The following is a 25,728-nucleotide window of genomic DNA, read 5'->3' as shown; positions in this document are numbered from 1 at the left end:
AGATTCCTCGAAGGATCACACGGTGACCGCTCCCGCTCCGAGCAACGACACGCTGCTCGTCATGGTCCCGGTCACCGGGCTACACCACTCTATGGGGCACTACTGATCCCGATATCGGCCGTCGGTTCAACCGAGAACGACAGGCAGCCCGTCTCCGCACCCGTCTCGTCAATGTGATCGGCGACGAAGCGCTTCACTATGTCGCGCTCAACCGCGTCGGCACAGATCAGCCTCCCGGTGAGCACGATCCGATTCGACAACGTCACACCCGCCGGAGCGATTCAATCGCCGCGATCGTCTGTCGCAGCGACACCGCCGAGGGCGGACCGACCACGAGTGCTTCGTATTCCGTCACCGAACTACCTCGTCGCTAGACGTTGAAACGGAACTCGACTGGGTCGTGGCTCACCCTAAGTCCTCGAAGCTGTCTTCACCTGGTCGCCAGACCATCCAACTGCCGTCCGTAAACCCCATGATCTCAGCGATCTCGATGTACACATCTTCGATTCGCGGATGGATAACAACTGCCCCAGTATCAAGGTCGACGCGAATCCCGGTCCCGGTCTGTTCCGTCGTGGCCGCCACTATCCCAGGAGTGAGAGATCGCAGCGCGTCCGCATATCCGAGATCGGACTCGCGCCACGCGCGGTCGGCGTATTCAACAACAGGCCACGCGTAGCAGTTCAGAATCACGGGACGTCCAGCACCTGGTTCACCATCGAACCGCAACTGCACATAGTCGTTGACGACGAACTCAACCGAGTACATGCGTTCGCCCACAAGCCTCGACAACAACTCGTTCGGTATGTACTCCGACATGCTGTCGCCCTCGGATTCGCCCCTCGTCGCTAGACGTTGAAGCGGAACTCGACGACGTCGCCGTCGACCATGACGTAGTCCTTGCCCTCCATGCGGACCTTGCCCGCGGCCTTGGCCGCGTTCATCGAGCCGGCCTCGTCGAGGTCCTCGAACGAGACGATCTCGGCCTTGATGAAGCCCTTCTCGAAGTCCGTGTGGATCACGCCGGCGGCCTTGGGTGCGGTGTCGCCCTGGCGGATGGTCCAGGCGCGCGATTCCTTGGGCCCGGCGGTCAGGTAGGTCTGCAGACCGAGGGTGTGGAAGCCAGCGCGCGCCAGCTGGCGCAGGCCCGGCTCGTCCTGGCCGATCGAGTCGAGCAGCTCCTGGGCGTCGTCCTCGTCCAGCTCGAGCAGTTCGCTCTCCACCTTGGCGTCGAGGAACACGCAGTCGGCCGGGGCGACGAGCTCGCGCAGCGACTGCTTGCGTGCCTCATCGGTCAGCACCGACTCGTCGGCGTTGAAGACGTACAGGAACGGCTTGGCGGTCAGCAGGTGCAGTTCGCGGACGCTGGACAGGTCGAAGCTGTCCTTCACCGAGAACAGCGTCTTACCGCTGTTGAGCAGCTCCTGCGCGGCACGCGCGGCCTCGGCCAGGGGCGCGAGGTCCTTGTTCTTCTTGGCGTCCTTCTCCAGCCGCGGCAGCGCCTTCTCCAGCGTCTGCATGTCCGCGAGGATCAGCTCGGTCTCGATTACCTCGATGTCGGCGGTGGGGTCCACGCGGCCGTCGACGTGCACCACGTCCTCGTCGGCGAAGACGCGCACCACCTGGCAGATGGCGTCTGCCTCGCGAATGTTGGCCAGGAACTGGTTGCCCATGCCCTCACCCACCGAGGCGCCCTTGACGATGCCGGCGATGTCGACGAACGAGACCACGGCGGGCAGGATCTTCTCGCTGCCGAAGATCTCGGCGAGGCGATTGAGCCGCACGTCCGGAAGCTCCACCACCCCGATGTTGGGTTCGATGGTGGCGAACGGGTAGTTGGCCGCCAGCACATCGTTACGGGTCAGCGCGTTGAACAGGGTGGACTTGCCGACGTTGGGCAGTCCGACGATTCCGAGGGTGAGACTCACGGGAGTTGAGTCTATCGCCTAGTCAGGGTGCGCTCGGACCAGCCTGCGATCCGGTGCGGAAGCGCAGGCGGAAGTTCCGCTTTCGCTTCTCGACCTCCTCGGCCTCGGCGTCCTCCTGGGCGATCCGCTCCCCGGCGGCCATCCCGATCTGCTCCAGCACGTAGCGCAGCAGCACCGCCAGGCACGACGCCGCGGGCACCGCGAGGAAGGCGCCGACGATGCCGAACAGCGTGCCGCCGAGCGTGACGGCGAGCAGCACGATGACCGCGTGCAGTTCCATGGCCTTGGACTGCAGCCACGGCGAGAGCACGTTGCCCTCCAACTGCTGCACCAGCAGGATGATGCCCAGCACGATCAGGGCGGTGGTCGGGCCGTTGACCACCAGGGCGATCAACACGGCGAGGGCGCCGGCGACGAACGCACCGACGATCGGCACGAAGCCACCCATGAAGGTGATGAGCACCAGGACGCCGGCCAGCGGCACGTCGAGAATCACCAGGCCGATACCGATCAGCACGGCGTCAACAGCACTCACGATCGCCTGCGTCCGAATGAACCCGCCGAGGGTGTTCCACATGCGCACCAGCACCTCGCCGATGTGCGAGCCGGTCGGCATGCCGACGGTGCGGTTGAGCCACGGGATGAACTTGGGCCCGTCCTTGAGGAAGAAGAACACCAGCACCAGCGACGTGAACGCCGTGATCAGCACCGAGGTGGCGGCACCGACGCCGCTGAACACGCCCGAAGCGATCGTGGTGGCACTCTTCTGCAGCTTCTCGGTGATGCTGTCGACGAACCCGTTCATCTGCTGGTCGTCGATGTTCAGCGGGGGCCCCTGCACCCAGTCCTGCACCTTCTTGACGCCGTCGATGGCGTGCCCGACGAGGATGGGCGTCTGGTCGATGACCGACGGCGCGATCGCACCGATCACGCCGCCCACGACCAGGATGGCCAGCAGCAACACGCTGATCGCGGCCAGCGCGGCGGGCAGGCCGCGTTTGCGCAGCCACCGGACCGGCGGCCACAGCACCGTGGCGACGATGATCGCGAGCAGCACCGGCAACACGATCACCCAGAGCTTGCCCAGGATCCACATCACCACGGCCAGGAACGCCAAGACCAGGATCGCTTGCAGCGACACCGTCGCCGACGACCGGAGGCCGGTCAGGAACACCCGCGACCGGCTGGGATAGCGCTTGCCGGTCCGCGGGTCGGTCAGCACGCGCTCGGTGACAGCCGCCAGATCGTCGGGCTCGGTTCGGGCCTGCTCCTCCGCGCGATCGATCGCCTCGGCGTCGGCGTCGGACACCCCTTTGGCTCCGCGCAGGTCATCGCTCTTGTCGCTCACGCGTGCATCGTCACACATCCCCCCCGACGATCGCGCGGTAGCGCGTCCGCGTCGCCGCGCAACCGTCATGTCTGAAATCCGCTAGCCCGCCGCCTCGACGGCGGGCAGACTCGATCGTGTGACCGCACTCGCTCCCCCGTCCGTCGCGCTCGAGCTGCCCTTCGAGCGCTGCTATCGGGCACTGTCGGCGCGGGACAGCAGGTTCGACGGCCAGTTCTTCGTCACCGTGCGCACCACGGGCATCTACTGCCGGCCGTCGTGCCCGGCCCGCACCCCCGACCGGGCCAACGTCGACTTCGTCCCGACCGCCGCGGCCGCGGTGGCCCGCGGCTTCCGCGCCTGCCGTCGCTGCCTGCCCGACGCCACGCCCGGCAGCCCGCGCTGGAACACCGGCGCCGACCTGGCCAGCCGCGCGATGCGGCTGATCGCCGACGGCGTGGTCGATCGCAGCGGCGTCGACGGCTTGTCCCAGGCCCTCGGCTACACCCCGCGGCACGTCGGGCGGGTGCTGCGCGCCGAACTCGGCGCCGGACCGCTGGCCCTGGCGCGGGCGCACCGCGCCACCACCGCCCGCATCCTGCTGGTCAGCACGGCCATGCCCATCTCCGACGTCGCGTTCGCGGCCGGCTTCGCCAGCATCCGCCAATTCAACGACACCCTCCGTGAGACCTACGACCGGTCGCCGACAGAACTGCGCAGACGCTACGGAAGCAACACCGCCCCGACCGGTCCGCTCACCCTCCGGCTGCCCCTGCGCACGCCGTACGACGTGGCCTGGACGGTCCGCGGTTTCGCCGCCCACGCGGTCCTCGGCCTCGAGCGGGTCGACGGCACCACCCTGCACCGCACCCTGCGACTGCCGCACGGACCGGCCCTCGTCGCGCTGACCCTGCACCCCGATCACGCGTCCGCCCGCCTCGAGCACCTGGATCTGCGCGACCTGTCGGTCGCCGTGAATCGGCTGCGCCGCCTGGCCGACCTCGACGCCGACCCGGTGGCGGTGGACGCCGCGCTGGCGGCCGATCCCACGCTGGCCCCGCTGGTGGCCGCCGCGCCCGGCATTCGGATCCCCGGCGGCGTGGACGGCCACGAGACCCTGATCCGGACCATCGTCGGTCAGCAGATCAGCGTCGCCGCGGCGCGCACCCGACTGGGCACGCTGGTGCACGACCTGGGCGAGCCCGCGCCGTGGCACGACGACGCCGCACCCGAGGCACCCCGCCGCCTGTTCCCCACCCCCGAGGCGATCGTCGCCGCCGGAGAGGAAGCGATCAGCGGTCCGCGCCGACTGGCCCGGGCGGTGGTGGGCGCGTCCCGCGCGATCGCCTCGGGCGCGATGGAACCGCATGCGGGTTCTCAAACGTCTAAGTTACGGACCGAGCTGCTCGCCCTGGACGGGGTCGGACCGTGGACCGCCGATCAGGTGGTGATGCGGGTGACCGGCGATCCGGACGTGTTGCCGCACGGCGACCTGGTGATCGCCCAGGCCGCCGCCGACCTGGGCATCGACCCGGCCCACACGGAGTCATGGCGGCCGTGGCGGTCGTACGCGGCCATGCACCTGTGGCGCCACCGAGTGTTCTCTACTACCCCGGCCCCAGGCCGCGCAGCGAAGAAAGGCCCATCATGACAACCCTCGCCGAGTCCGCATCCACGCCGGACACCGTGCCCGCCCAGCTCGGCTGGGCCACCGTCGACACCGCCGACGGACCGTTCACCGCGCTGTTCGACGACGACGGCGTGGTCTACGCCTCCGGATGGGTGGACAGCCCCGAATACCTGCGCGCCCTGATCCACCCCGCCCTGCGGCCGGAGGCCCTGGTGCCGCGGCCCGGCGGCGCCGTCGCCGACGCGGTGCGCGCCTACTACGACGGGGACTTCGGAGCCCCTGCGCGCGTCACCGTGCGCCAGCACTCCGGACCGTTCCTGGTGGCCGCCTGGGAGGCGCTGCGCGACGTCCCGCCCGGTCCACCGGTGACCTACACCGAATTGGCCGAGCGCGCAGGCAACGCGGCGGCCGTCCGCGCGGCCGCCGCATGCTGTGCGCAGAACGCCGCGGCACTGTTCGTCCCCTGCCATCGGGTGGTCCGCAGCAACGGCGGTCTCGGCGGCTTCCGGTACGGACTGGACATCAAACAGTCGCTCCTGGACCGCGAAGCCTAGGGCGCACCGAATTGTCGTAGGCGGGGTGCACCATGGGGGCATGACCGCTTCCTTGGCCATCACCGGCCTCGTCTGCCTGATCCTCGGCGCCGTCGCCGGGTGGTTCGCTCACCACCTGGCGGCCGGCACCGTGGGGGCGGCCACGTTGGAGGCCACCCGGGAGCAGTCCGCGGTGCTCGGCGACGAGGTCAACGACATCGTCGAGCCGCTGCGGCACACCCTGCACCAGCTGTCGGAGGAACTGCGGCGCACCGAGAGCAACCGCATCCACGCCTATGCCGGCCTCACCGAGCAGGTCCGCGGCATGCAGCAGACCTCCATCCGACTGCAGGAGCAGACCGGTCGCCTGGCCGGCGCCCTGCACGCCCCGCAGATCCGCGGCCGCTGGGGCGAGGTGCAGTTGGAGCGCATCGTGGAACTGTCCGGCATGTCGCGCCACTGCGACTTCAGCACCCAGCAGACCACCAACGGCGACGACCGACGTCTGCGCCCGGACCTGGTGGTGCACCTGGCGGGCGGCCGCAGCATCGTCGTCGACGCGAAGGCACCGCTGTCGGCGTACCTCGAGGCCACCGCCGGAGCGCCGGGACCGGTGGACGAGGGCGCCCTGCTGACGCGCCACGCGCAGGCGGTGCGCAGCCACGTGACGGCGCTGTCGGCCAAGTCGTACTGGTCGGCGCAGCCGAGTTCACCCGAGTTCGTGGTCCTGTTCCTGCCCGGTGACGGCGTGCTGGAGGCCGCCACCCGCGCCGACCCCGGACTGCTGGACTACGCCTTCGGCCGCAACGTGGTCCTCACCACGCCCAGCACCCTGATCGCCCTGCTGCGCACCGTGGCGCTCGGCTGGCGGCAGCACGCCCTCGCCGAGGACGCCGCGACCATCCATTCGCTGGGCCGTCAGCTGTACCAGCGTCTCGACGGCGTGCTCGGCCACCTGGAGAAGACCGGCGGTGCGCTGCGACGGGCCGTGGAGTCGTACAACTCGGCCATCGGCGCGATCGACTCCCGCCTGTCGGTGACGGCCCGTCGGCTGTCCGAACTCGAAGCCCTCGGCGACATCGGCACCTCGTCCTCACCACCGCGTGAGCGGCTGCCGACCGTCGACGTGACGATCCGTACCGCGACGCGCGAGAGCTGACCCCTCGCCACGCCACCGGCCCGGCTTCTGCGTGGCAGTCACCGCACCCGGTACCGTTGATGCGTGCCCTCACCCCTCACGAACCGCACGCCGGTGCCCGCGGACAAGCAGAGCGTGCTGCCCGGCTACCTCGGAGTGCCCTGGTGGGGCGCGCTGCTGATCGCCGCCGGGTTCACCGCGGTCGGTGCCACCATCGACGCCCTGGTCAACTCGTCACTCGGGGTGATCTACAACGTCTTCTATCTGATCGGCTGCGTGCTCGCCGCGCTGGCGGTACGACGCCGCGCCCTGTTCACCGCTGCGGTGCAGCCGCCCCTGATCACCGTCACCATCGGCCTGATCTCGCTGTTCGGCCTGGTCTCGGCGGCCAATGAGAGCGGCAAGTCGCAGAGCCTGAGCCGCACCGTGCTGAACATCGCGATGCCGTACTCGAATCTGTTCCCGTGGATCCTGAGCACGTTCCTGATCTGCGTGGCCATCGCCGTGGCGCGCTGGTTCCTCACCCGCGACGACGTCGCCGACCAGGCCGCCGGAGCGAAGAAGGCAGCCGGAGCCAAGAAGGCCGACCGGGAAAAGAAGTCCGACGGGGACAAGACCGCCGCGAAGGCCCGGGCCACCGACGCTCCGAAACGGCGCCGGAGGACCAAGGGCGAGACCGCGGCCGGCAAGGACGCCGAGCGCAAGCGCCGCACCCCACGCCCGGAGGGCGCGGAGCCGGTGGCGGCCAAGTCGCGTGGGGCCAAGCCCACGGCCGGTCGGCCCGAGACCAAGGCTTCGCCGACGAAGGCGGGCGCGCGCAAGCGCGACCCGCAGGTCGCGGCCGACGTCCCGTGGGGCCGCCGCCCGGCCACCCCGAACCAGCCTCCCCGGCCGGCGCCCGACGTCGCCGCGCCCGCACGCGCTCGCACCGCACCGGCGCCGTCCGAGGCCCGCCCGGTCCGTAAGACGCAGACCGTCGTCGGTCAGTCCCCCGCCCGGCCGGTCCGCCGGGCCCAGCCGCAGGTGATTCCGCCGCGCCCGGGCGCCGACGGGCCGCGTCGCACCGCCGGCCAGCAGCTGCGCGATCAGGGAGCGGTCGAGGACCTCACGCGCGGGCTCGACGACTGACCCCAGCCGGTCTGCACCAACCAGCGGCCCAGCTCGCGAGCTGCCGCGTCGATCGCCGACGGCCAGTCCATCGCCGAGTCGTCGGCGTAGTCGCTGACCACCTTGACCAGCCGGATCGGCACCGCGAACTCGCGGCACACGTGCACCAGGGCGGCCGCTTCCATGTCCACCAGATCGGCGCGCTGCGCCAGCCGATCGCGCTGCTCTTCGTCGGCGACGAAGGTGTCACCGGTGGCCAGCACGGTGCCGTCGCCGTCCGGGATGTCCCAGGTGTCGGTCACCGGGTACCCCAGTGCCGACAGTTCGGCGGCGCTCAGGTCGTGCTCGACCACTCGCGACGGGACGTAGAGACCGCCGTGGTGGGGATGCAGCGCACCCGCGGTGCCGATGTTGACCACCCGGACGTACCGGCCGGGATGGAGCGCCAGGTGACGGGCCAGCGCCGTGGCGCTACGCACCTTGCCCAGACCCGTGATGAGGACCTGCGCGCCGGCGGGAACATGGGCGGCTTCGGCGCGGGTGGCCGAGACCACCAGCACGTCGTCGGGCGCCGTCGACGGCCCCGACTCAATCACGGTTGCCGGCCGGCTCCGAGGAGGGCGTATCGGTGGCGCCGGGCGTTGTCGCGCCGACCTCGCTGATCCGCGCCAAGTGGTCGAAGCGGTTGTTGGCGATCCGCATGACGATCTCGTATGGCAGCGCGAATTTGCGCGCCCACCAGTACCCGAAGCGCGTGTCGAACGAGGTGTAGACCATGAATTTGTTGCGCACAACGCCCTTGCAAAGCGACTCGGCGGCCTGCTCCGGCGTCACCGCGATGCGGTGAAAGCCGCCGACCTGCTTGGCGATCACCGGGTTGCTGCGGTCCAGGCCGGCGATCTCCACAGAGTCGACCAGCGGGGTGGCAACGGCGCCCGGGCAGACCAGGCTCACCCCGATACCGTGCCGACGCAGGTCGAAGCGCAGCACCTCGGACACGCCGCGGATCCCGAACTTGCTCGCGCTGTAGGCGGCGTGCCACGGCAGTGCCAGCAGTCCGGCCGCCGACGACACGTTCACCAACTGACCGCCCTTGCCGCGGCGCACCATCTCCGGCACGAAGCACTCGATGATGTGGATCGGCCCCATCAGGTTCACGTCGACCATGCGGCGCCACTGCTGGTGTTCGAGCTTCTCCACCGTGCCCCACGCCGAGATCCCGGCGACATTCATCACCACGTCCATCACGCCGACCTCGGCGTGCACGTCCCGGGCGAATGCGGCCACCCACTCGTAGTCGGACACGTCACCGGCGCGGTGATAGAGCACCTTGCCGCCGGATCCGGAGATCTCGGCGACCACTTGATCGAGCGCGCCGGTCTGCACATCGGTCAGCACCAGTTCACCGCCGCGCCCGGCCACCGCCCGCGCGGTGGCCGCACCGATGCCGCTGGCCGCACCGGTGATCAACACCTTGCGGCCGGCGAAACTCGGTACCGGCGTCGGCATGTAGAACAGGTCGCGGATGGTCTTCAGACTCGGAAGTTGCAGGCCCATGCCATAACTCTAGTGGTCCGGGCCGCCCGGCGCGGTGGCGCCGGAATCAGATGGGCAGCTTGCCGCCGAACACGGTGTACACCACGGCCAACATCGCCTTGAGGACCTGCGCGGACACGTCCGAGCCCTGCGCCATCAGCAGCGCCTGCGCCTCGTCGAGGCTCTTCGCCGCCGCGAGCTGCTCGATCAGCGGCCCGACGGCCGCCAACGCGGCCAGGTCGGCCGCGTCCCCGGACGACTCGTCGAACTGGCCGGCCTCGCCGGGTGCGAGCGGGACCGGCTCGGAGGCCGGCGCCGTGGCCAGGTAGTTCTTGATCCCGTTGGTGACCGCCAGCGCGTACGCTGCCGAGCCCTTCGCCGACGACAGCTCCTTGGCTTCCTTCGGGTTGGACAGGTTGCCCATCTCGACGAACACCATCGGCACGCGGGTGAGGTTCACGCCCGCAATGTCGGTGCGCGACACGATGCCGTTCTTGGCTCCCCCGTAGTTGGCGGGCGAATAGCCGGACCGCTTGAACGCATCGCGCATCGCCTCGGTGGCCTCGCGCCCCTTACCGGCCTGCACCGACGTCACGGTGGCGTCGGGCACCGGCAGCACCGGGGTGATCAGGTGGAAGCCGGACTTGCCCGCGTCCTCGCCGCGGCTGGTGGAGTCGGCGTGCAGGCTCACCGCGATGTCGGCCTTGGACGCGTTCGCGGCGGCGGCGCGCTCGTCGACGCACCCGCCCCAGCCCGTGTCGTCGGCGCGGCTGAGTACCACGCGGGCACCCTCGGCCTCCAGACCGGCCTTGACCAGTTGGGCCACGTCCCAGTTGATGGTGTGCTCGGCCTTGCCGCCCAGCGCCGTGCTGCCGGTGGTCTGGCAGTCCTTGGTGCCCCCGCGCCCGTCGGATACCTGCTTGTTCAGGCTGTGCCCGGCCGCCGATCCCTGGTGGCCCGGATCCAAGAAGACCGTGCGTCCACTCAGCGATCCCGCCTTGGGCGCGGCCGGCTCGGCGGCCGCCGGGACCGCGACGAGAGCGCCGGCGGTCAGCAAACCGACCACGGCCACAGAGAATCCGCCCACGGCACGACGACGAACTGAGACAACAGACATCAACAAACCCCTTAGATCACCAGAAGTCACACCAGTCACTTCAGTATCAAGTGAATCAGCGGGGCCCGGGCCGGGGCAACCCGATCCCGGTCACAGTCACGAATCGTTAGTCGCCCGTGACCAGGTGCCGAGTCAGATGCAGGATGCCGTTCTCGTCCGACGGATCGGCCGGCGTCAACACCTGGGCCATGGCCGCGCGGGCCGCGTCGACGTCCAGGCCTGCGCCGATGGCGACCAGACTGGTCCGACGCACCCCGTCGGGCCACCGCCGACGCCCGACCCGCACGAAGCCGCCGACCGCGTGCACCTCGTAGGCGCGGTCGCGATGGCCGGGCAGATCGACGAAGACCAGGCCCTTGCAGCGGTACGCACCGACCGGCGGGCGCTCCAGAAAGGCGGCGAGCCGGCGCGGATCGACCGGCTCCGGCGATTCGAGCGAGACCGACTCGAAGGCGTCGTGCAGGTGCCCGCGCGGATGATCGGGCTCCTCGTCGAGCAGTTCACCGATCGTGAGCTGGCGCGGCCCGTCGTCGGCCGCCGCCCCGCCTGCGCCCTCGGCGAACAGCCCCGGGTCGACGGTGCCGCCTACCACCGACAGGATCGGCGCGGTCGGATTCAGGTCGGCGATGGTCGCACGAATCCGGGACAAGTCGGCGGTCGACACCAGGTCGGTCTTGTTGCACACCACCAGATCCGCCACCCCGAGGTGATCGCCGACGATCGGGTGCTCGGCGAGCGTCGACTCCAGGTTCGCAGCGTCGACCAGATACACCAGGCCCCCGTACGCCACGCGCTCGTCGCGGGCCGCCAGAACCAGCCGGACCAGCGCCTTCGGTTCGGCGATGCCGCTGGCCTCGATGACGATGGCATCGACGCCCGATACGGCCAGCGAGGCGAGCGCCTCGCCCAGCCCTTCGGCGTCGGTGGTGCAGCAGATGCACCCGTTCGCCAGATCGAGGCGCCCGGCCGACTGGCCCGAGACGAGCAGCGCATCGATGTTCACCGCACCGAAGTCGTTGACCAGGACCCCGAATCGGCGACCGCCCGCATGCCGGAGCAGATGATTGAGCACCGTGGTCTTGCCCGCGCCGAGGAAGCCGGCGAGCACCACCACCGGAACCGCGGGGGCCGTCATGGCTCCGGACGGCACCGCAGGCACAGCACCGCGAGTTCGCGTCCGAGTTCGTCGGGGTGATTGGCGATCCGATTGGTCGGTGCACCGCAATCGACACAGCTACCGAGCACGGTGGCCCGATCGGAGAAATCGACGCTCATCCGCTTATCGAAGACATAGAGCGAGCCCTCCCAAAGCCCTTCGTCACCGAAGGCTTCGCCATAACGCACAATTCCACCGTCGAGCTGATATACCTCACTGAAACCGCGATTGCGCAACAGCGCACTCAGCACCTCACATCGAACGCCGCCCGTGCAGTACGTCACCACCGGGCGATTCTTCAGATGATCGAACGCGCCGCTGTCGATCAGCGGCACGAAATCACGGGTGGTCTCCACGTCGGGAACCACGGCCCCGGCAAATCGCCCGATCTGCGCCTCAATCGCATTGCGCCCGTCGAAGAACACCACTTCCTCCCCGCGCGCATCGACCAACTCGTTGACCTGCGCGGGCGACAATCGATCACCACCGCCGACGATGCCCGCACCGTCGACCACCACCTCGTCGGGCACCCCGAAGGTGACGATCTCGGGGCGCACTTTGACACTCAGCCGCGGAAAGTCGTCACCGACGCCCTCGGACCATTTGATATCCGCATCACGGAAGGCCGGGTAGCTGCGGGTGGCTCGCACATAACGCTTCACGTCGGGTAGGTCACCACCGACCGTGGCATTGATTCCGTGGGGTGACACGATGATTCTGCCGCGCAGACCTAATGACTCGCACACCGCCAGCTGCCACAGTCGGATAGCGTCGGGATCCGGCAGCGGCGTGAACACGTAGAACAACACGATTTTGGGAGTGGCCACAGTGCAAGGGTACGGATCCACCGAACGGCCGCCGACCACCGGACGCTTCGCGCGCAGGCCCGGCCGCCTGGCCGCGACCCTGCTGGCCGTCGCCGCCGTCGCCGCGACGAGCGCCTGCGGCCTCCTCGACGAGCGGCAGAACCCCAAGGCCATCGAGATTCCGGCGACGAATGCGCTGATCACGGAGTCGTCAACGGCCGTCGCGGCCTCTACGAGTTCCGCGGCTCGCGCACCGCGCAGCTTCGTGGCCGACGCACCGGACAGCGTGGCGGCGGCCATCGCCGCGACGCCCCGCGTCGGGGTGAGCGATTTCCACATCGGTGCGACCACCGACACCGGCGAACGCCTCGACGATCTCTCCGGGGTCCATTTCTCCACCCCGGACCGGGGTCTGCGTTGCTCGACCGGCAATAACGGCGCGGGTGCGCTGGTCTGCGCCGGTGATCGCATCGACGGCCCGTCGACGCCGCCGCCGAACAGCCCCGAGGGCTGCGAATGGAATAAGAACCTCGCGGTACTGAATTCCGAGGGGGCGACGGCCGGCGGCTGCGCGAATCTCTATCCCGTTCTTTATCGGTCCCACATCCTCGAATTCGGGTCCACCCTCGTGGCCGGGAGTTTCCGCTGCCTGAGCGAAGTCGAGGGCCTGTACTGCCTGGAATCGGGCACCGAGACCGGGTTTTCGATCACCGCGGACGGATATGAGCGGATTCATGCGGACGATCGGGCACCCGCCGTGCTCCTCGGCGAATCGGCCGCGAATAGTCCACGGGCCACCGCCCCGTCACCCACGCGTTGATATCGACACCGAACACGCCTTTTACAATGCGCCGCAATTTTGTAGACTCAGAAACACACGGCATTATTCTTTCCCATTAATCAACCTCTGAGAAGGGCCTTTCATGGCTAAGCGGACCAAAATCATGATCGTCGATGACATCGACGGCGCGGAACTCGACGACTACGAAACCGTTCGATGGTCGCTGGACGGCAAGAGCTACGAGTTCGACGCCTCGCTGGAGAACGCCGCGCAATTCCGCGATCTCGTCGCCAACTACGTCGCCAGCTCCCGTGTAGTCGGCGGCCGCAGCACCCGCCGCACCGCGAGCAAGTCGGGCACCGACACCCGCGCGGTACGGGCGTGGGCCAACGAGAACGGCTTCACCGTGAGCGACCGCGGCCGCATTCCGGCCGACATCGTCGCCGCCTACGAAGCGGCCCACTGACCGACCGGCTACCGCCGACGAGCGCCGGCAGCCGAGCCGTCATCACGATCGCCGCAGCCTCTCAACGAGGCTGCGGCGATCGTTGTCTTGTTGGGACGATCGACGCCCCACAAATCTGGCACTCGACGGCATCGAGTGCTAATATGGGCCTCGCACAGTGATGAAGAGCACCGGCACCCGGCTGGTGCGGAAGCGAAACAGGAGGTGTGTTGCTGTGCTTGGTTTCGATCCCTTCACCGACTTCGATTCGTTGACTCGCGGCCTGCTGAGTGGTCAGCAAAGCGGGACGATGCGGACGCCACGGTTCATGCCGATGGATCTGTACAAGATCGAAGATCAATACGTCTTGACTGCGGATCTCCCCGGCGTTGACCCGGGCTCGATCGACGTGAGCGTCGACAACGGGGTGTTGACTCTGTCCGCCCAACGGTCCGTGGCTTCCGATGAAGGCGTCAAGTGGCTGGCCAGCGAGCGGTTCGCCGGCACGTACCGCAGGCAGGTGACGCTGGGCGACGGCATCGATACAACCGCCATCAGCGCGAAGTACGACAACGGCGTTCTCAGTGTGGTCATCCCGGTCGCCGAGAAGGCTAAGGCTCGCAAGATCATGGTGGAACAGTCTGAGCAGGCACAGGCCTCGATCACCGCGACACCAGCCTGACGGCACCGCGCCACAGAAATCATGATGCGGCTTTCTTCCGAGGAGGTTCATGATGGGTGTAGCACTGGAGGCCAGCCCGACCGACTGGCTGGACCAGCAGATTGACATCGAAGTCTTCGACGACGCTGTCAACGAATATCCGTACGAGTTCCCAGATCGGCCAGAACCGGTGCACAGCGGAGTCTCTCCGCCCGGCGTGCGGCAGTAACGCAAGCGCACGTCCGTGACCTTCTGGAGGTGGTGTCATCGAGGTAGAGCTACAACGACCACAATATTCGACGCCCGGCGTACCGACTCGATTCGGGACGCCGGGCGTCCCCGTGTGCCGCTATGCGGGCCGTGACGGTCTGCTTCACTCGCTTCTACGCGCGAGCGCCGCGCGGAACTGCGCGGAGGCATAGAACGGGGCGAGTCGACGTCGGACCAGCTGTGCCAGGAATCCGTTGGTGTCCAAGCGTGTGATCACCGGGGGCCCGAAGCGCAGGGCCTCCTCGCGCAGATCGGTCTCGCTGACGCCGAGATCGGCCAGAACGTCGGCGATCGGGGTGGCGCCGTAAGTGTCGAACACCTCGTCGATGCCGGCGTCGAGCAGGGTGCGGAAGAACTCGGTCTGCCGAAAGGTCCGCCAGAACTCGAAGACCAGCACCACCACGTCCTCGACGTCGGCCTCGCCCACCGTGTCGCGGAAGCCGTCCACTTCCTCGCTCGCACGGCCGCGCCAGAATTCGTGCAGCGCCTCGCGCAGCAGATCGTCGGAGTCCTCGCGCACCGAGGTCAGCACCGCCGTCGTCCCGCGCCGCGTCCACCGGTCCACCAGGCCGGCCAGTCGTCGCCCGGCCGTGACCCCCACCCTTCGTTCGACGGTCCGCTGCACCACCTCGACCACGGTGTCCACCGTTGTGGGGCTCGCCAAGACCTGGTCCACGGCCCGTTTCGCCACGGGCAGTTCGGTGGCCACCGACGCCAGCTCGTCGAACCGGCGGGTGTCGATCACCTCCGACAGCACCGTCGTCCGGTGGACCTCGTGGTGATACAACCGCGCGGCCACCTGCCCCACCAGCTCCGGGATCGCGCCTTCCACCGGGAACTGCATGGTGTATTTGCGGGCGACGGCCTTGATCAGCTCGCGCGGCATCGCCGTCTCCAGCGGCAGGGAGCCCGACTCGACCATGAAGGCGGCGATCTCGGTGTCGACCAGGGCCGCGTACTCGTCCGCGTCGGTCAGCTGGGACAGGGTGAACGCCACCTGCGCGTCGAGCAGGGCGTCCGCCAGGTTGTCGCTGGTCTCCGGCATGGCTGCCAGCCTAACGGCTAGCTCGGCGGCGGCCCTACCGCGTCCGGCCCGAGGATCACGATCTCCCGACGATCGGGCCGCTCACCGAAGGTCCCGGTGCGTCGACGATTGATCACCACGACCACCGTCACCGCCGCCAGCAGACCGGCGATCGCACCGAGCGCTCCCGCCAGGCCGGTCTGCCGCCACATCCAGGCGCCGATGACGCCGCCGCCCAGCAACGCCGACCACAGCGCCAGGTGCCGCGCCCACACCATGCGCGGGCCGCCGAAGAAGGCGTCGACCAGCCGCTGACCGGCCTTCACCAGCGCACCGGTCATATAGGTGAGACCGATGCTGGCCTCGCCGGCGGTGAGGAAGGTGGCGTTGATGACGCCCATGGACAGCGGGAGGAGCAACGTGACCGGGAGCGTGGAGTCGGTGAATCCGGCCAGGACCGCGGTCACCGCGACCAGCGCCGTACTCGCCGTCAAGACGGTCGTGCGGCCGTCGCCCACCCGTACCAGCAGCGCGCCGACGATGGTGCCGAGGAAGAAGCAGCCCAGCAGCGTGGCGACGACGCCGACCACCGAGCCGTCACCGTAGGCCACGCCCGCGGCCAGTTCGGTGGTGTTGCCGCTCATGAACGACACGAACCGGCCGCCCAGATACAGGTATCCCACCGCATCGATGTAGCCGGCGGCGGCCGACAGCACCACCGCCAACGTCACCTCGCGCCGCATGATCTCCCGCACGCCGCCATTCTCCCATCGAGGGATCCGGCCTCGGGAACAACCGTCGCCCCGAACCGTTGATGCCGGTAGCAGTCGTCCCCGCAATCCAAAAGGAACCCCATGACCGAGCAGACGTTCGACGTCGTCGACCGGCCCACCGAATCGCGCTATGTGCTTCTTGACCGCTCCGCGGCCGACCGCGAGGCCGGCGAGGAGTCTTACGTCGATGTCGACGCTGCCGCCGCAGTGCAGCGCGTGCTGTTCCACACCGGGATCGACGACGCGTACGGCGGCCGCGGCCTGGCCTCGCTGCTGGTTCAGCACGTGGTCGACGACGTGGTGGCCCGCGGCTACGCTCTCGTCCCGGTGTGCCCGTACGTCGCCAAGTGGCTGACCAGGCACCCCGAATACGACGCCCACATCGTCGCGCCGACGCCTGCGCATCTGCGGGCCGTGAGCGCCCGCCGAGCTTGACACCCCACCACCCGACGTTGGAGCGCTACCCATGAGTGACATCGAATTCGGCCTGGACACGTTCGGCGGTCTCACCGACGACGGCCAGGGCAACCACCTTTCGCACGCCCAGGTCATCCGCGACCTCGTCGACGACGGAGTGCTCGCAGACGAGCTGGGCCTGGACTTCTTCGCCGTCGGTGAGCACCACCGACCTGACTTCGCCGTGTCGAGTCCGGAGATGGTGCTGGCAGCCATCGCCGCGCGCACCGAGAGGATCCGCCTCGGTTCGGCGGTGACCGTGCTGAGCTCGGACGATCCGGTGCGCGTCTTCGAACGCTTCGCCACGCTCGACGCCGTGTCCAACGGCCGTGCCGAGATCGTGGCCGGACGCGGCTCGTTCATCGAGTCGTTCCCGCTGTTCGGCTACGACCTGAGCGACTACGAGGTGCTGTTCGAGGAGAAGCTGGGGCTGCTGGCCTCGCTGCTCACCGAGAAGCCGGTCACCTGGTCGGGAACCACCCGCGCCCCGCTGACCGATCAGCGGGTGTACCCCGAGACCGCCGGCGGCATCCCCACCTGGGTGGGCGTGGGCGGCAGCCCCGAATCGGTGGTGCGCACCGCCCGGCACGGCTTCGGCCTGTTCCTGGCGATCATCGGTGGCGCTCCGGAGCGGTTCGCCCCGTACATCGATCTGTTCGAGCGCGCCCAGGATCAGCTCGAGGTCCCGCGCGCTCCCGTCGCGGTCCACTCCCCGGGCCTGGTGGCCGAGACCGATGAGGCCGCCCGGGAGACGGTGTACGACGGCTGGCTCGAGTTCCGGCTGCGGCTGGGACGCGAACGCGGTTGGCCCGACCCGGCGCCCGGCGATTTCGAACGGGAGATCTCCGACGGTTCGCTGTACGTCGGTTCCCCGGAGACGGTGGCGCGCAAGATCGCCGCCACCCTCGGTGTCCTGAAGGTGGATCGGTTCGACCTGAAGTACGACCAGCCGGTGCCGCACGCGGCACAGCGTCGTTCCATCGAGCTGTATGGCGAGAAGGTGGTTCCGATGGTCAAGGACATGCTGGCCTGACGGCCAGCGGCCCGCCTACAGCTCGACGACGCGCCCGTCCTCGATGTGCCAGCGACGATCCACCCGCACTGTGTCGAGCATCCGGCGGTCGTGCGTGACCAGCAGCAGCGCGCCCTCGTAGGACTCGAGCGCGGACTCCAACTGCTCGATCGCGGGCAGATCGAGGTGGTTGGTCGGCTCGTCGAGCACCAGCAGATTGGTCCCGCGGGCCTGCAGTAGCGCCAGCGCGGCGCGGGTCCGCTCCCCCGGCGACAGCTCGTCGACGGGCCGATCGACGTGGTCGGCGCGCAGCCCGAACTTGGCCAGCAGGGTACGCACCTCGGCGGTGGTCAGCTCCGGCATCAGCTCCTCGAAGCGGGCGGCCAGCGGCGCCGGCCCGGTGAACAGGCCGCGGGACTGATCCACCTCCCCGAGCGCGACGTTGGCGCCGAGCTGCGCGGTACCCGCGTCGAGGGTCTGCTCGCCCAGCAGGGTGCGCAGCAGCGTCGTCTTGCCCGCGCCGTTGGGGCCGGTGATCCCGATTCGCTCGCCCGCATTGACCTGCAGTGACACCGGGCCGAGGACGAAGTCGCCGGTGCGCACCAGCGCCTGGTTGAGCGTGGCGACCACCGAACTGGAGCGGGGCGCGGCCCCGATGGTGAACTCGAGGACCCACTCCTTGCGCGGCTCGACCACCTCTTCCAAGCGCTCGATGCGGCTCTCCATCTGGCGGACCTTCTGGGCCTGCTTCTCGCTGGACTCGCTGGCCGCGCGACGGCGCATCTTGTCGCTGTCCGGGGCCTTGCGCAGCGCATTGCGGACGCCCTGGCTGGACCATTCGCGTTGGGTACGCGCCCGCGCGACGAGGTCGGCCTTGCGTTCGGCGTACTCCTCGTACTCCTCGCGGCGGTGGCGGCGGGCGACCTCCCGTTCCTCCAGATAGCTGTCGTACCCACCGCCGAAGACCGTGTTGGTGTGCTGCGCCAGATCGAGTTCGAGTACGCGGGTGACGCAGCGGGACAAGAACTCTCGGTCGTGGCTGACCAGCACCACACCGCCCCGCATGCCCGAGACCACCTCTTCGAGTCGGGCCAGGCCGTCGAGGTCGAGGTCGTTGGTGGGTTCGTCGAGCAGCACGACGTCGAAGCGCGAGCACAGCAGGGCCGCCAGGCCCACCCGAGCGACCTGCCCACCGGACAGACCGGTCATCAGCGCCTCCTCCGGCACGTGCGCGCCGGTGTCCAGGCCGAGGTCGGCCAACACCGTCGACAGTCGTTCGTCCAGGTCCGGGGCGCCGGTGGCCAACCAGTGATCCAGCGCGGCCGAGTACACCTCGGCAGGGTCCGGCGCCCCGGCGGGCGCTTCTTCGGCCAGTGCCGCGGCCGCGGCGTCCATCGCCAGGGTCGCCGCGGCGCACCCGGTCCGACGCGCCACGTACTGCGCGACGGTCTCCCCGGGCACACGGTCGTGCTCCTGCGGCAGCCAGCCGACGAAGGCGTCGGCGGGAGCGCGCGAGACGGTGCCGGACAGCGGCGCCAGATCTCCGGCGAGCACGCGCAGCAGCGTCGTCTTACCCGCACCGTTGGCACCGACCACGCCGACCACATCGCCGGGGGTCACGGTGAGATCCAGGTGGTCGAAGAGCACTCGGTGGGCGTAGCCGCCGGAGACATCCTTGGCGACGAGCGTGGCAGTCATGTCCGTATGGTCCCACCCGACGCGGCCCCGGGGCATATCGGCGACGCGCGTAGCGTTGAGGTCGGCAGATCCCACGACGCGAAGGACGAGCCATGAGCCCTGCAGCACCGACGTCGATGCCTGCGGCCTTCCTGGGGCACGGCAACCCGATGAACGCGATCGAGACCAACCGCTACACGCGGGCCTGGGAGCAGTTCGGCGCGGCCGTGCCCCGTCCGCGCGCGATCCTGGTGATCTCGGCGCACTGGTACATCAACGCCACCGCGGTGACCGCGATGCGGCGTCCGCGCACCATCCACGACTTCTACGGTTTCCCGCAGGAGCTGTTCGACGTCGAATACCCGGCGCCCGGCGACCCGGAGATCGCGGAGCTGGTGGCCGACGTGGTGCAGCCGACCTGGGTGGGCATGGACACCGACAGCTGGGGCATCGATCACGGCACCTGGTCGGTGCTGCGGCACGCCTTCCCCGACGCCTCGGTCCCGGTGCTGCAGCTGTCGCTCAACGCCTACGAGAGCCCCGAATACCACTTCGAGCTGGGCCGGAAGCTGGCGCCGCTGCGCGAGCAGGGCGTCCTTATCGTCGGCAGCGGCAACATCGTGCACAACCTCGGCGCCGTCGACTTCTCGCAGCCCGACACCGGGTTCACGTGGGCGCAGCGGTTCAACGAGGCCGCCGCCGACGTGCTGCGCACCGATCCGTCGGAGATCCTCACCCTGGACGGCCACCGCGACTTCGCCGCGGCCGTGCCCACCCCCGACCACTTCCTGCCACTGCTGTACCTGGCGGGCCTCGCCGAGGCGCAGCCGCTGGATCTGCTGGTGGACGGCTACGCCGCCGGGTCGCTGTCGATGAGCGCCTACACCCTCGGACTGTCCGCGTAGGCCCTCCGTGCGCAGGCCGGTCCCGGACGCCGCAGTCAGCCGCCGAGCAGATCGGCCAGGCGGGTCAGCACCCGCACCCGACCGCCGGTGCCCGGGTCCGGATCGGGCAGCACCTCGTCCGGGTCGAGCAGGTACACCTCGTGCCCGTCGAGAGAGAGGCGTCGGACCGCTTCGAGCACCATGCGGCGGGCGACGGCATCCACCGAGAACACGCGGCGCAGGCTGATCGCCACCCGGTGCTGCTGCGGCGGATGCTCCTGGAACTCGCGCACCACGCGCTCGGCGGCGGCGAAGCGCAGATCGCCCTGCAGCGACACGAGCGTCACCTCCCGATCACCCTCGCCGAGCACCCGTCGGCTCCGGATCACCGAGGGCGCGTGCGGCGGTACCTCCATCACGTGCATGCCCATGTCGGCGGTGAACCGGGTGAACAGATTCACCCCGCGCACGCTGTTGCCGTGCCGGTCCAGCCGCGGCGAGAACGTCGCGATCCCCGCCTGCCCGGGCAGCGCGCCGATCAGCCCGCCCGCCACTCCACTCTTGGCCGGTACCCCCACTCGGGTCATCCAGTCCCCGGCGCCGTCGTACATGCCGCACGTCGCCATCACGCTCAACGTCTGCCGCACCACCGCCGCCGACACCACTGGTCGCCCGGTGAGCGGGTTCACGCCGCGGTTGGCCAGGGTTCCGGCCATCACCGCCAGGTCTTCGGCAGTGACCAGCAGTGAGCACTGGCGGGTGTAACCGGCGACGGCCACCAGCGGGTCGTCGGCGATGATGTCGTAGGCGCGCAGCATGTTGGCCAACGCCCGATTCCGGTAAGCGTGGCTCATCTCGGACCGGGACACCGCTTCGTCGACGTGCAGCCGACGTCCGGCGAAGGCGCTCAGCCCGTCGGCCACGCGGTCCACGCGCTGCTCCGGAGTCGCTCCCGGGGGACCGACCAGGCTGTGCATGGCGATCGCGCCGGCGTTGATCATCGGGTTCAGCGGACGCCCGGTGTCCGGCTCCACCGACATCTCGTTGAACGCGTTGCCGCTGGGCTCCACGTTCACCTTCTCCAGGACCGCGTCGAAGCCGCGATCGGCGAGCGCGAGCGCGTAGACGAACGGTTTGGAGATCGATTGAATGCTGAACTCGGCGGCCGCATCCCCGGCGGAGTAGATGTGACCGTCGACGGTGCACAGGGCGGCGGCGAGCCGGTCGGGGTCCGCGTGGGCCAGTTCGGGAATGTAGTCCGCTGTGGCGCCGGAATGATCGGCCTGCACGCTGCGCAGGGCTTCGGCCAGGTAATCGGGGATCGGGGATCGCACGCCCACAGGCTACGTGGCCGCCACCCAGCGCCCCCTAGACTGGCCGCATGCCCTCGGACCTTCCGGATGATCAGATTCGTATCGGTACCCCCGAGCGTGAGCGGGCGGTCGCGCTGCTGCACGAGGCGTTCGCCGCCGGGTACCTGCAGGTCGACGAGTTCGAGGAACGATCCGACCGCGTGTACGTCGCGCGCACTCGCGGCGAACTACGGGACACCCTGCGCGATCTGCCCTCCTACGACAAGCTCTTCCCTGCCGGCGGCGCCCGGCCACTCACCGTTCCCGGCGGCGCCGCAGTTCCGGCACCGATGAAGCCGCTGAAGCTGAAGGCCGATTGGGACACCAAGCGTCGACGCGGACCTTGGCAGGTGCCGCCGCAGATCTACGCGACCGCCGAGATGGGGACCGTCGTCCTCGACTTCTCGCAGGCGCGTCTCCAATCCAGCACCGTCGAGGTGGACGTCCAGGGTTCGGTCAGCACTGTGAAGATCCATCTCGGCGCCGATCAGCAGATCCAGTACGACAACCTGTCCCTGAGCGGATGGTCCAAGGTGAAGGACCGCGCGGGTGAACCGCGTACGCCCGGAGGCCCGCTCATCGTCCTGACCGGTTACCTCTCCGGGATGAGTTCGGTCGTCATCAAACGCCGCTGACGCCGGCGAGCGGGAAACCTCGCTCAGAACGGCGGCTCGTCGTAGTCGAATTCTTCGCTGACGGGTTCCGGTTCTGGGATCGGCTCAGGCTGCTCGGCCAATCGGCGCTCGCGGTTCGCCTTGCGTTCCGCGCGCCGCCGGGCATGCTTGGCCGCTGTCCGGGTGCGGGCGCGTTGCGGGCCGTCTTCGACGGTGCCGGTGGCGATTCCGGTCGCGTGCCAGCCGGCGAGTTGGTGGGTGCAGCGCAGGTCGGCCAGGCGCGGGAGCAGCCACTGGTTCGAGGCCAGCACCTCGACGGTCTGCCCCAGGGGCGTGGTCACGCTCGAGTGATAGCGCCCATCGGAGTCGATCCAGAGGTCGTCGACGAAGCCTTCCAGATTCGTCTTCACCAGATGGTGATAGCGGCACTTCGGTAGCAGATTGCAAACGCACGTGGGCCCGCCGAGCTCCGGACGGACGTTGTCGTACTCGGCCACGTGGTCCAAATCGCACGCGAACGCCGCACGTTCGCAACCCGGGATGGAGCAGGTGCCCCACAGGAAGCGCGAGATGAGGTCGGTGAGCAGGTTCGGGCGGTACGGATCGCTCGGAAGAGCCGTTTTGGCGATCACCGCAGCCGGTTCGCCGCCGTTTTCGGTGTCGGGCCGCGGGTCATCGCCCCGGCGCTCGTCCGGGGTTTCGGAGCGGGGCGCTCGTCGGTGCAGCGCAGCCTCATCGGGACGCTCCTGCGCGCCGGAGGCACTCGCGGGGTTGGGTTCGAGCAGGTCGTCGAGGCGGTGCTGGTGAATCACGGCATCACCGCGGGCGGCGATCTCCCGAACGTGCTCAGCGGAGATCGGGCCGTGGCCGTCGAGGTAGCCGCACTTGTCGCCGCCTTCCAGCGTCGTGGCATCGCACAGGACGTGCACCACGATGCGGGCCGCGCGGGCGTCGAGTTCGACGTCGCTGATCTGCGCGGTGCAGCCGTCGCTGTCGCATTCGCAGGTGAACGGCTTGCGTTGCAGCAGCGCGATCGCTGCATCGGAGCGGGCTTGAGTTTTGGTGCGGGGGTCGTCGGGGCAGCGGCCGGCGATGACCGCGTCGAGCATCTGTCGTGCGAGGCGGACGTCTTCGGCGGTGGCGGTGAGGAACAGTTGTGCCATGCCGGCTTCGAGGTTCTGGTGGCCGAGGCTGCGGCCGTCCTTGGCGCCCTCGCGTTCGCGGCGCACGGCATCGGGATCCTGTTCGGCGACATGGCGGCGGGCCATTGCACCGGTCTTAGTGACCGAAATGCAGGTGTAGCCGTGCTGGGCGCCCAGGATCTCGGCGGCGATCAGGGCATCGATCTTGGCCATGATGGCCTCGTCGACCACGAGGCGGGTTTCGTGAGCGATCCGATGGAAGCGGTCGCGGTCGATCAGGCCCAGCCTCATGGTCGCGTACACGCGCGGGAGCCGATCTCGCGCGTCGAGAGCGTCGAGAAGCAGGACGCGTGCGGCGTACTCGGTGCTCTCCAGGCTCATCTGCAGCTCGAGCGTGGTCTGGGCTTCCAGATCCAGGATCGACTTCTGGGTCGCCACCACGTTCGTGCTGGAGGCGCGGACGCGCGAGTGCATCGACAGCGCGAACTGAAAGAGCTGCCAGTCGAGGAAGCAGTGCCCGTTCTTGGTCGCTGCGATCGCGCCGACGACACGCGCAGTCGGCAGGCCTGCCAGGTCGGTGCCGGGAGCGAGTAGGCCGCAGGCGGTCAGGTCTGCGACGGGCCACGTGGATGCGGTTCTCTGCGCCATGGCTACTCACCTCCCCAAGCGAGCTACTACCTAATGCGAGCTAAAACATCTTTAACTAGTGCTGGTGTTCTAGGAACATCGTATGCCCGCCCTCCGACAAGAACGGGCGCCTGCGGACCATCGGCTGGCGCCCATCCGAAGACGCACGACTGCCCGCGGTGACATCTCACCGCGGGCAGTCGTGGTCGTCGGACACCCCGTACGCGTTGGGGCGCTCGCCTCAGGTGTGGCGTCCGATCTACCTCACCGAGCGGCTGTCCCCGTGGGCACTGAGCCGCTGATCGACGCGGTCTCGCGGTGTAGACGCTGCAGGCGCACGCGCTACCTCGGCTGGCTCACCGACGAGCTCCGCGACCCCGACGATCCGGGCAGAGCATGAAGACGTTCGCCCCGCTGACCGCACCCGTCGATCCGGTGACCGCGCTGACGCGGATCGCGTGGCTGCTGGAGCGCGACGGCCAACGCAGCTATCGCATTGAGGCCTTCCGCAAGGCCGCAGGCATCGTGGCCGCCATGGACGACGACGAACTCGGCCGGCGGCTGCGGGATTGCACGCTGACCGAGGTCGCCGGGATCGGCACGACCACCGCATCGGTGATTACGGAGGCGTCGGCTGGCGAGTTGCCCGACTACCTCGACCGACTGCAACAGACATCGATTCGGATGCGCACGCGCCGGGCCAACTCGAGTTCACCCGTCTCGGCGCGGTGCGGGCGGTGCAGCACGGTATCGATCCCGACCGCATCGTCACCACCTGGCCGCTGCCGCGACTGCGGGAGTGGGCCGGGACTCCCCTGACCTGACCGAGGCCCGATGCAAAACGCCCCGGTCCGGTGCCAGAAATTTCGGCACCGGACCGCGGCGTCTGCTGCAAGCTAATGGAGCAGCGAAGCTCTACAGGTGAACGCCTCGCTTGGCCAGCCAGGCGTGGGGGTTGATCGGCGAGCCACCGGCGTTCCAGACCTCGTAATGCAGGTGGGGGCCGGTCGAGTTACCGCGGTTGCCGACGGTGCCGATCTGCTGGCCGGCGGTGACCCGCTGGCCCTTGCGCACGAAGCTCTGGTCGACGTGGCCGAAGATGCCGGTGGTGCCATCGTCCTGACGGACGCGGATCCACTGTCCGTAACCCGACGCCGGGCCGGACTCGAGGACGACGCCGTCGGTCACCGCGTACACCGGGGTGCCGATCTTGTTGGCGATGTCCACACCGTTGTGGTGGGCGCCCCAGCGTGCACCGTAGTTCGAGGTGACGGTTCCGGACGCCGGCTTCACAGCTTGGCCGGGCATGGGGAGCGTCGGCAGCGCCAGGCCGCGGATCGCGTTGTCGAGTTCCTTCGGCAGATCCAGGTTCGCCGGCACCGTGATGTTGCCGGGCAGGACCACGGGCGCGTCGGACTTCGCCGCGGGCTTGGCGGCGGCTTCGCCGGCCGAGATGGTGGCGAGGCCGACGGCTCCGGTGAACGCGGCGAGCGCGCCAACACGGGCAGGCACGGACGTCCGGGCGGACCGAGCGACGCGATGGCGGCCAGCCCGACTGGCCTGACCAGCGGCGGGGTTCATGGAGTTATCGGCATTCACGCGGAATTGCGGCACAATCAGGTCCGTTTCGAGTTTGGTAACGATTTGGAATCGACAAGGACACGGCGAGATTACCCGATAGGACTTTCGTCTGCCAAACCGACCCAAAGGGAGTCAGCTCGCGGCGGCAGTC

General features: G+C 69.0%; 28 protein-coding genes. 14 read left to right on the top strand and 14 right to left on the bottom strand.

The genetic code is table 11. The annotated features are described in order from the left end of the window. Positions 1-405: 405 nt before the first annotated feature. The 3 genes from ACFFJD_RS04620 to ACFFJD_RS04610 are packed head-to-tail and all read right to left on the bottom strand — an operon-like array spanning position 406 to position 3,276. Positions 406-819 (bottom strand): hypothetical protein, encoded by a 414-nt coding sequence (locus tag ACFFJD_RS04620; RefSeq protein ID WP_382361616.1) that lies wholly within the window; start codon positions 817-819, stop codon positions 406-408. A gap of 29 nt (positions 820-848) precedes the next feature. After that, positions 849-1,928, bottom strand: a complete 1,080-nt coding sequence (gene ychF, locus ACFFJD_RS04615) for a redox-regulated ATPase YchF (protein WP_382361613.1) — start codon at positions 1,926-1,928, stop codon at positions 849-851. Between the two features lie 22 nt (positions 1,929-1,950). Beyond that, entirely contained in the window at positions 1,951-3,276 is a 1,326-nt protein-coding gene (locus ACFFJD_RS04610) for an AI-2E family transporter (protein WP_382361610.1), read from the bottom strand. A 118-nt stretch (positions 3,277-3,394) separates the two neighbouring features. Here ACFFJD_RS04610 and ACFFJD_RS04605 point away from each other — a divergent pair, with 118 nt between their 5' ends. The 4 genes from ACFFJD_RS04605 to ACFFJD_RS04590 all read left to right on the top strand — a co-directional run bounded on the left by ACFFJD_RS04605 (position 3,395) and on the right by ACFFJD_RS04590 (position 7,684). Then, positions 3,395-4,906 carry an AlkA N-terminal domain-containing protein gene (locus ACFFJD_RS04605; protein ID WP_382361607.1) on the top strand — a complete coding sequence of 504 codons (1,512 nt, stop codon included), beginning with the start codon at positions 3,395-3,397 and terminating at the stop codon, positions 4,904-4,906. Beyond that, complete coding sequence (locus ACFFJD_RS04600) at positions 4,903-5,439, top strand: methylated-DNA--[protein]-cysteine S-methyltransferase (RefSeq protein WP_382361604.1); 537 nt, start codon at positions 4,903-4,905, stop codon at positions 5,437-5,439. The genes ACFFJD_RS04605 and ACFFJD_RS04600 overlap by 4 nt, the downstream gene beginning before the upstream one ends. Before the next feature lie 40 nt (positions 5,440-5,479). After that, positions 5,480-6,577, top strand: coding sequence for a DNA recombination protein RmuC (locus ACFFJD_RS04595; protein ID WP_382361601.1), 1,098 nt, complete (start codon positions 5,480-5,482; stop codon positions 6,575-6,577). Positions 6,578-6,640: 63 nt separating this feature from the next. Next, positions 6,641-7,684 carry a DUF6542 domain-containing protein gene (locus tag ACFFJD_RS04590; RefSeq protein WP_382361598.1) on the top strand — a complete coding sequence of 348 codons (1,044 nt, stop codon included), beginning with the start codon at positions 6,641-6,643 and terminating at the stop codon, positions 7,682-7,684. On the opposite strand, the gene ACFFJD_RS04585 is transcribed toward ACFFJD_RS04590, so the two are convergent. From ACFFJD_RS04585 to trhO, 5 genes are all read right to left on the bottom strand, one after another. Further along, positions 7,642-8,259: a nucleosidase gene (locus ACFFJD_RS04585; protein ID WP_382361595.1), complete on the bottom strand. Its 618-nt coding sequence runs from the start codon at positions 8,257-8,259 to the stop codon at positions 7,642-7,644. The two genes, ACFFJD_RS04590 and ACFFJD_RS04585, sit on opposite strands and share 43 nt — an antisense overlap. Beyond that, positions 8,252-9,220 carry an SDR family oxidoreductase gene (locus ACFFJD_RS04580; protein ID WP_382361592.1) on the bottom strand — a complete coding sequence of 323 codons (969 nt, stop codon included), beginning with the start codon at positions 9,218-9,220 and terminating at the stop codon, positions 8,252-8,254. Before ACFFJD_RS04580 ends, ACFFJD_RS04585 begins: the two co-directional genes overlap by 8 nt. A gap of 46 nt (positions 9,221-9,266) precedes the next feature. Continuing rightward, complete coding sequence (locus tag ACFFJD_RS04575; protein ID WP_382361589.1) at positions 9,267-10,316, bottom strand: N-acetylmuramoyl-L-alanine amidase; 1,050 nt, start codon at positions 10,314-10,316, stop codon at positions 9,267-9,269. Between the two features lie 106 nt (positions 10,317-10,422). Continuing rightward, complete coding sequence (locus tag ACFFJD_RS04570) at positions 10,423-11,451, bottom strand: CobW family GTP-binding protein (RefSeq protein WP_382361586.1); 1,029 nt, start codon at positions 11,449-11,451, stop codon at positions 10,423-10,425. Continuing rightward, on the bottom strand, positions 11,448-12,299 hold the full coding sequence (gene trhO / locus ACFFJD_RS04565; RefSeq protein WP_382361583.1) for an oxygen-dependent tRNA uridine(34) hydroxylase TrhO: 852 nt from the start codon (positions 12,297-12,299) through the stop codon (positions 11,448-11,450). The genes ACFFJD_RS04570 and trhO overlap by 4 nt, the downstream gene beginning before the upstream one ends. Between trhO and ACFFJD_RS04560 the strand changes: the two genes are divergently transcribed. From ACFFJD_RS04560 to ACFFJD_RS04545, 4 genes are all read left to right on the top strand, one after another. Further along, on the top strand, positions 12,292-13,098 hold the full coding sequence (locus ACFFJD_RS04560) for a hypothetical protein (protein WP_382361580.1): 807 nt from the start codon (positions 12,292-12,294) through the stop codon (positions 13,096-13,098). The genes trhO and ACFFJD_RS04560 overlap by 8 nt on opposite strands. A 103-nt stretch (positions 13,099-13,201) precedes the next feature. Next, entirely contained in the window at positions 13,202-13,525 is a 324-nt protein-coding gene (locus tag ACFFJD_RS04555) for a histone-like nucleoid-structuring protein Lsr2 (RefSeq protein ID WP_382361577.1), read from the top strand. Between the two features lie 214 nt (positions 13,526-13,739). Further along, positions 13,740-14,186 (top strand): Hsp20/alpha crystallin family protein, encoded by a 447-nt coding sequence (locus ACFFJD_RS04550; RefSeq protein ID WP_382361574.1) that lies wholly within the window; start codon positions 13,740-13,742, stop codon positions 14,184-14,186. Positions 14,187-14,238: 52 nt separating this feature from the next. Continuing rightward, a complete protein-coding gene (locus ACFFJD_RS04545; protein ID WP_382361571.1) occupies positions 14,239-14,394 on the top strand; it encodes a hypothetical protein in 156 nt (51 codons plus the stop codon). 144 nt (positions 14,395-14,538) lie between these two features. Here the strand turns inward: ACFFJD_RS04545 and ACFFJD_RS04540 are convergent, their stop codons facing one another. Further along, positions 14,539-15,480, bottom strand: coding sequence for a hypothetical protein (locus ACFFJD_RS04540; protein ID WP_382361568.1), 942 nt, complete (start codon positions 15,478-15,480; stop codon positions 14,539-14,541). Between the two features lie 17 nt (positions 15,481-15,497). Then, on the bottom strand, positions 15,498-16,214 hold the full coding sequence (locus ACFFJD_RS04535; protein WP_382361565.1) for a YoaK family protein: 717 nt from the start codon (positions 16,212-16,214) through the stop codon (positions 15,498-15,500). 99 nt (positions 16,215-16,313) lie between these two features. On the opposite strand from ACFFJD_RS04535, the gene ACFFJD_RS04530 reads away from it, so the two are divergent. Beyond that, complete coding sequence (locus ACFFJD_RS04530) at positions 16,314-16,667, top strand: GNAT family N-acetyltransferase (RefSeq protein WP_382361562.1); 354 nt, start codon at positions 16,314-16,316, stop codon at positions 16,665-16,667. Positions 16,668-16,698: 31 nt separating this feature from the next. Further along, the gene (locus ACFFJD_RS04525; protein WP_382361559.1) at positions 16,699-17,721 is read left to right on the top strand and encodes an LLM class flavin-dependent oxidoreductase; all 1,023 of its coding nucleotides are present in this window, start codon (positions 16,699-16,701) and stop codon (positions 17,719-17,721) included. Positions 17,722-17,736: 15 nt separating this feature from the next. Here the strand turns inward: ACFFJD_RS04525 and ACFFJD_RS04520 are convergent, their stop codons facing one another. Continuing rightward, positions 17,737-19,398, bottom strand: coding sequence for an ABC-F family ATP-binding cassette domain-containing protein (locus ACFFJD_RS04520; RefSeq protein WP_382361556.1), 1,662 nt, complete (start codon positions 19,396-19,398; stop codon positions 17,737-17,739). Positions 19,399-19,514: 116 nt separating this feature from the next. On the opposite strand from ACFFJD_RS04520, the gene ygiD reads away from it, so the two are divergent. Further along, positions 19,515-20,282: a 4,5-DOPA-extradiol-dioxygenase gene (gene ygiD, locus ACFFJD_RS04515; RefSeq protein ID WP_446685291.1), complete on the top strand. Its 768-nt coding sequence runs from the start codon at positions 19,515-19,517 to the stop codon at positions 20,280-20,282. Between the two features lie 35 nt (positions 20,283-20,317). On the opposite strand, the gene ACFFJD_RS04510 is transcribed toward ygiD, so the two are convergent. Next, the gene (locus tag ACFFJD_RS04510; RefSeq protein ID WP_382361550.1) at positions 20,318-21,595 is read right to left on the bottom strand and encodes a glutaminase; all 1,278 of its coding nucleotides are present in this window, start codon (positions 21,593-21,595) and stop codon (positions 20,318-20,320) included. A 47-nt stretch (positions 21,596-21,642) separates the two neighbouring features. Here ACFFJD_RS04510 and ACFFJD_RS04505 point away from each other — a divergent pair, with 47 nt between their 5' ends. Next, positions 21,643-22,248 (top strand): DUF1707 SHOCT-like domain-containing protein, encoded by a 606-nt coding sequence (locus ACFFJD_RS04505; RefSeq protein ID WP_382361547.1) that lies wholly within the window; start codon positions 21,643-21,645, stop codon positions 22,246-22,248. 23 nt (positions 22,249-22,271) lie between these two features. Here ACFFJD_RS04505 and ACFFJD_RS04500 read toward each other — a convergent pair whose 3' ends face one another. Beyond that, positions 22,272-24,017 (bottom strand): DUF222 domain-containing protein, encoded by a 1,746-nt coding sequence (locus ACFFJD_RS04500; protein WP_382361544.1) that lies wholly within the window; start codon positions 24,015-24,017, stop codon positions 22,272-22,274. A gap of 158 nt (positions 24,018-24,175) precedes the next feature. Between ACFFJD_RS04500 and ACFFJD_RS04495 the strand changes: the two genes are divergently transcribed. Then, positions 24,176-24,298, top strand: coding sequence for a hypothetical protein (locus ACFFJD_RS04495; protein WP_382361541.1), 123 nt, complete (start codon positions 24,176-24,178; stop codon positions 24,296-24,298). Between the two features lie 94 nt (positions 24,299-24,392). Beyond that, positions 24,393-24,815, top strand: coding sequence for a hypothetical protein (locus ACFFJD_RS04490; RefSeq protein WP_382361538.1), 423 nt, complete (start codon positions 24,393-24,395; stop codon positions 24,813-24,815). Positions 24,816-24,911: 96 nt separating this feature from the next. Here the strand turns inward: ACFFJD_RS04490 and ACFFJD_RS04485 are convergent, their stop codons facing one another. Next, positions 24,912-25,577, bottom strand: a complete 666-nt coding sequence (locus ACFFJD_RS04485) for a M23 family metallopeptidase (RefSeq protein WP_382361535.1) — start codon at positions 25,575-25,577, stop codon at positions 24,912-24,914. Between the last annotated feature and the right edge of the window lie 151 nt (positions 25,578-25,728).

The organism is Gordonia phosphorivorans (genome assembly GCF_042432625.1).
Lineage (GTDB): Bacteria > Actinomycetota > Actinomycetes > Mycobacteriales > Mycobacteriaceae > Gordonia > Gordonia phosphorivorans.
This window is presented reverse-complemented; position numbering and strand designations above follow the sequence as displayed.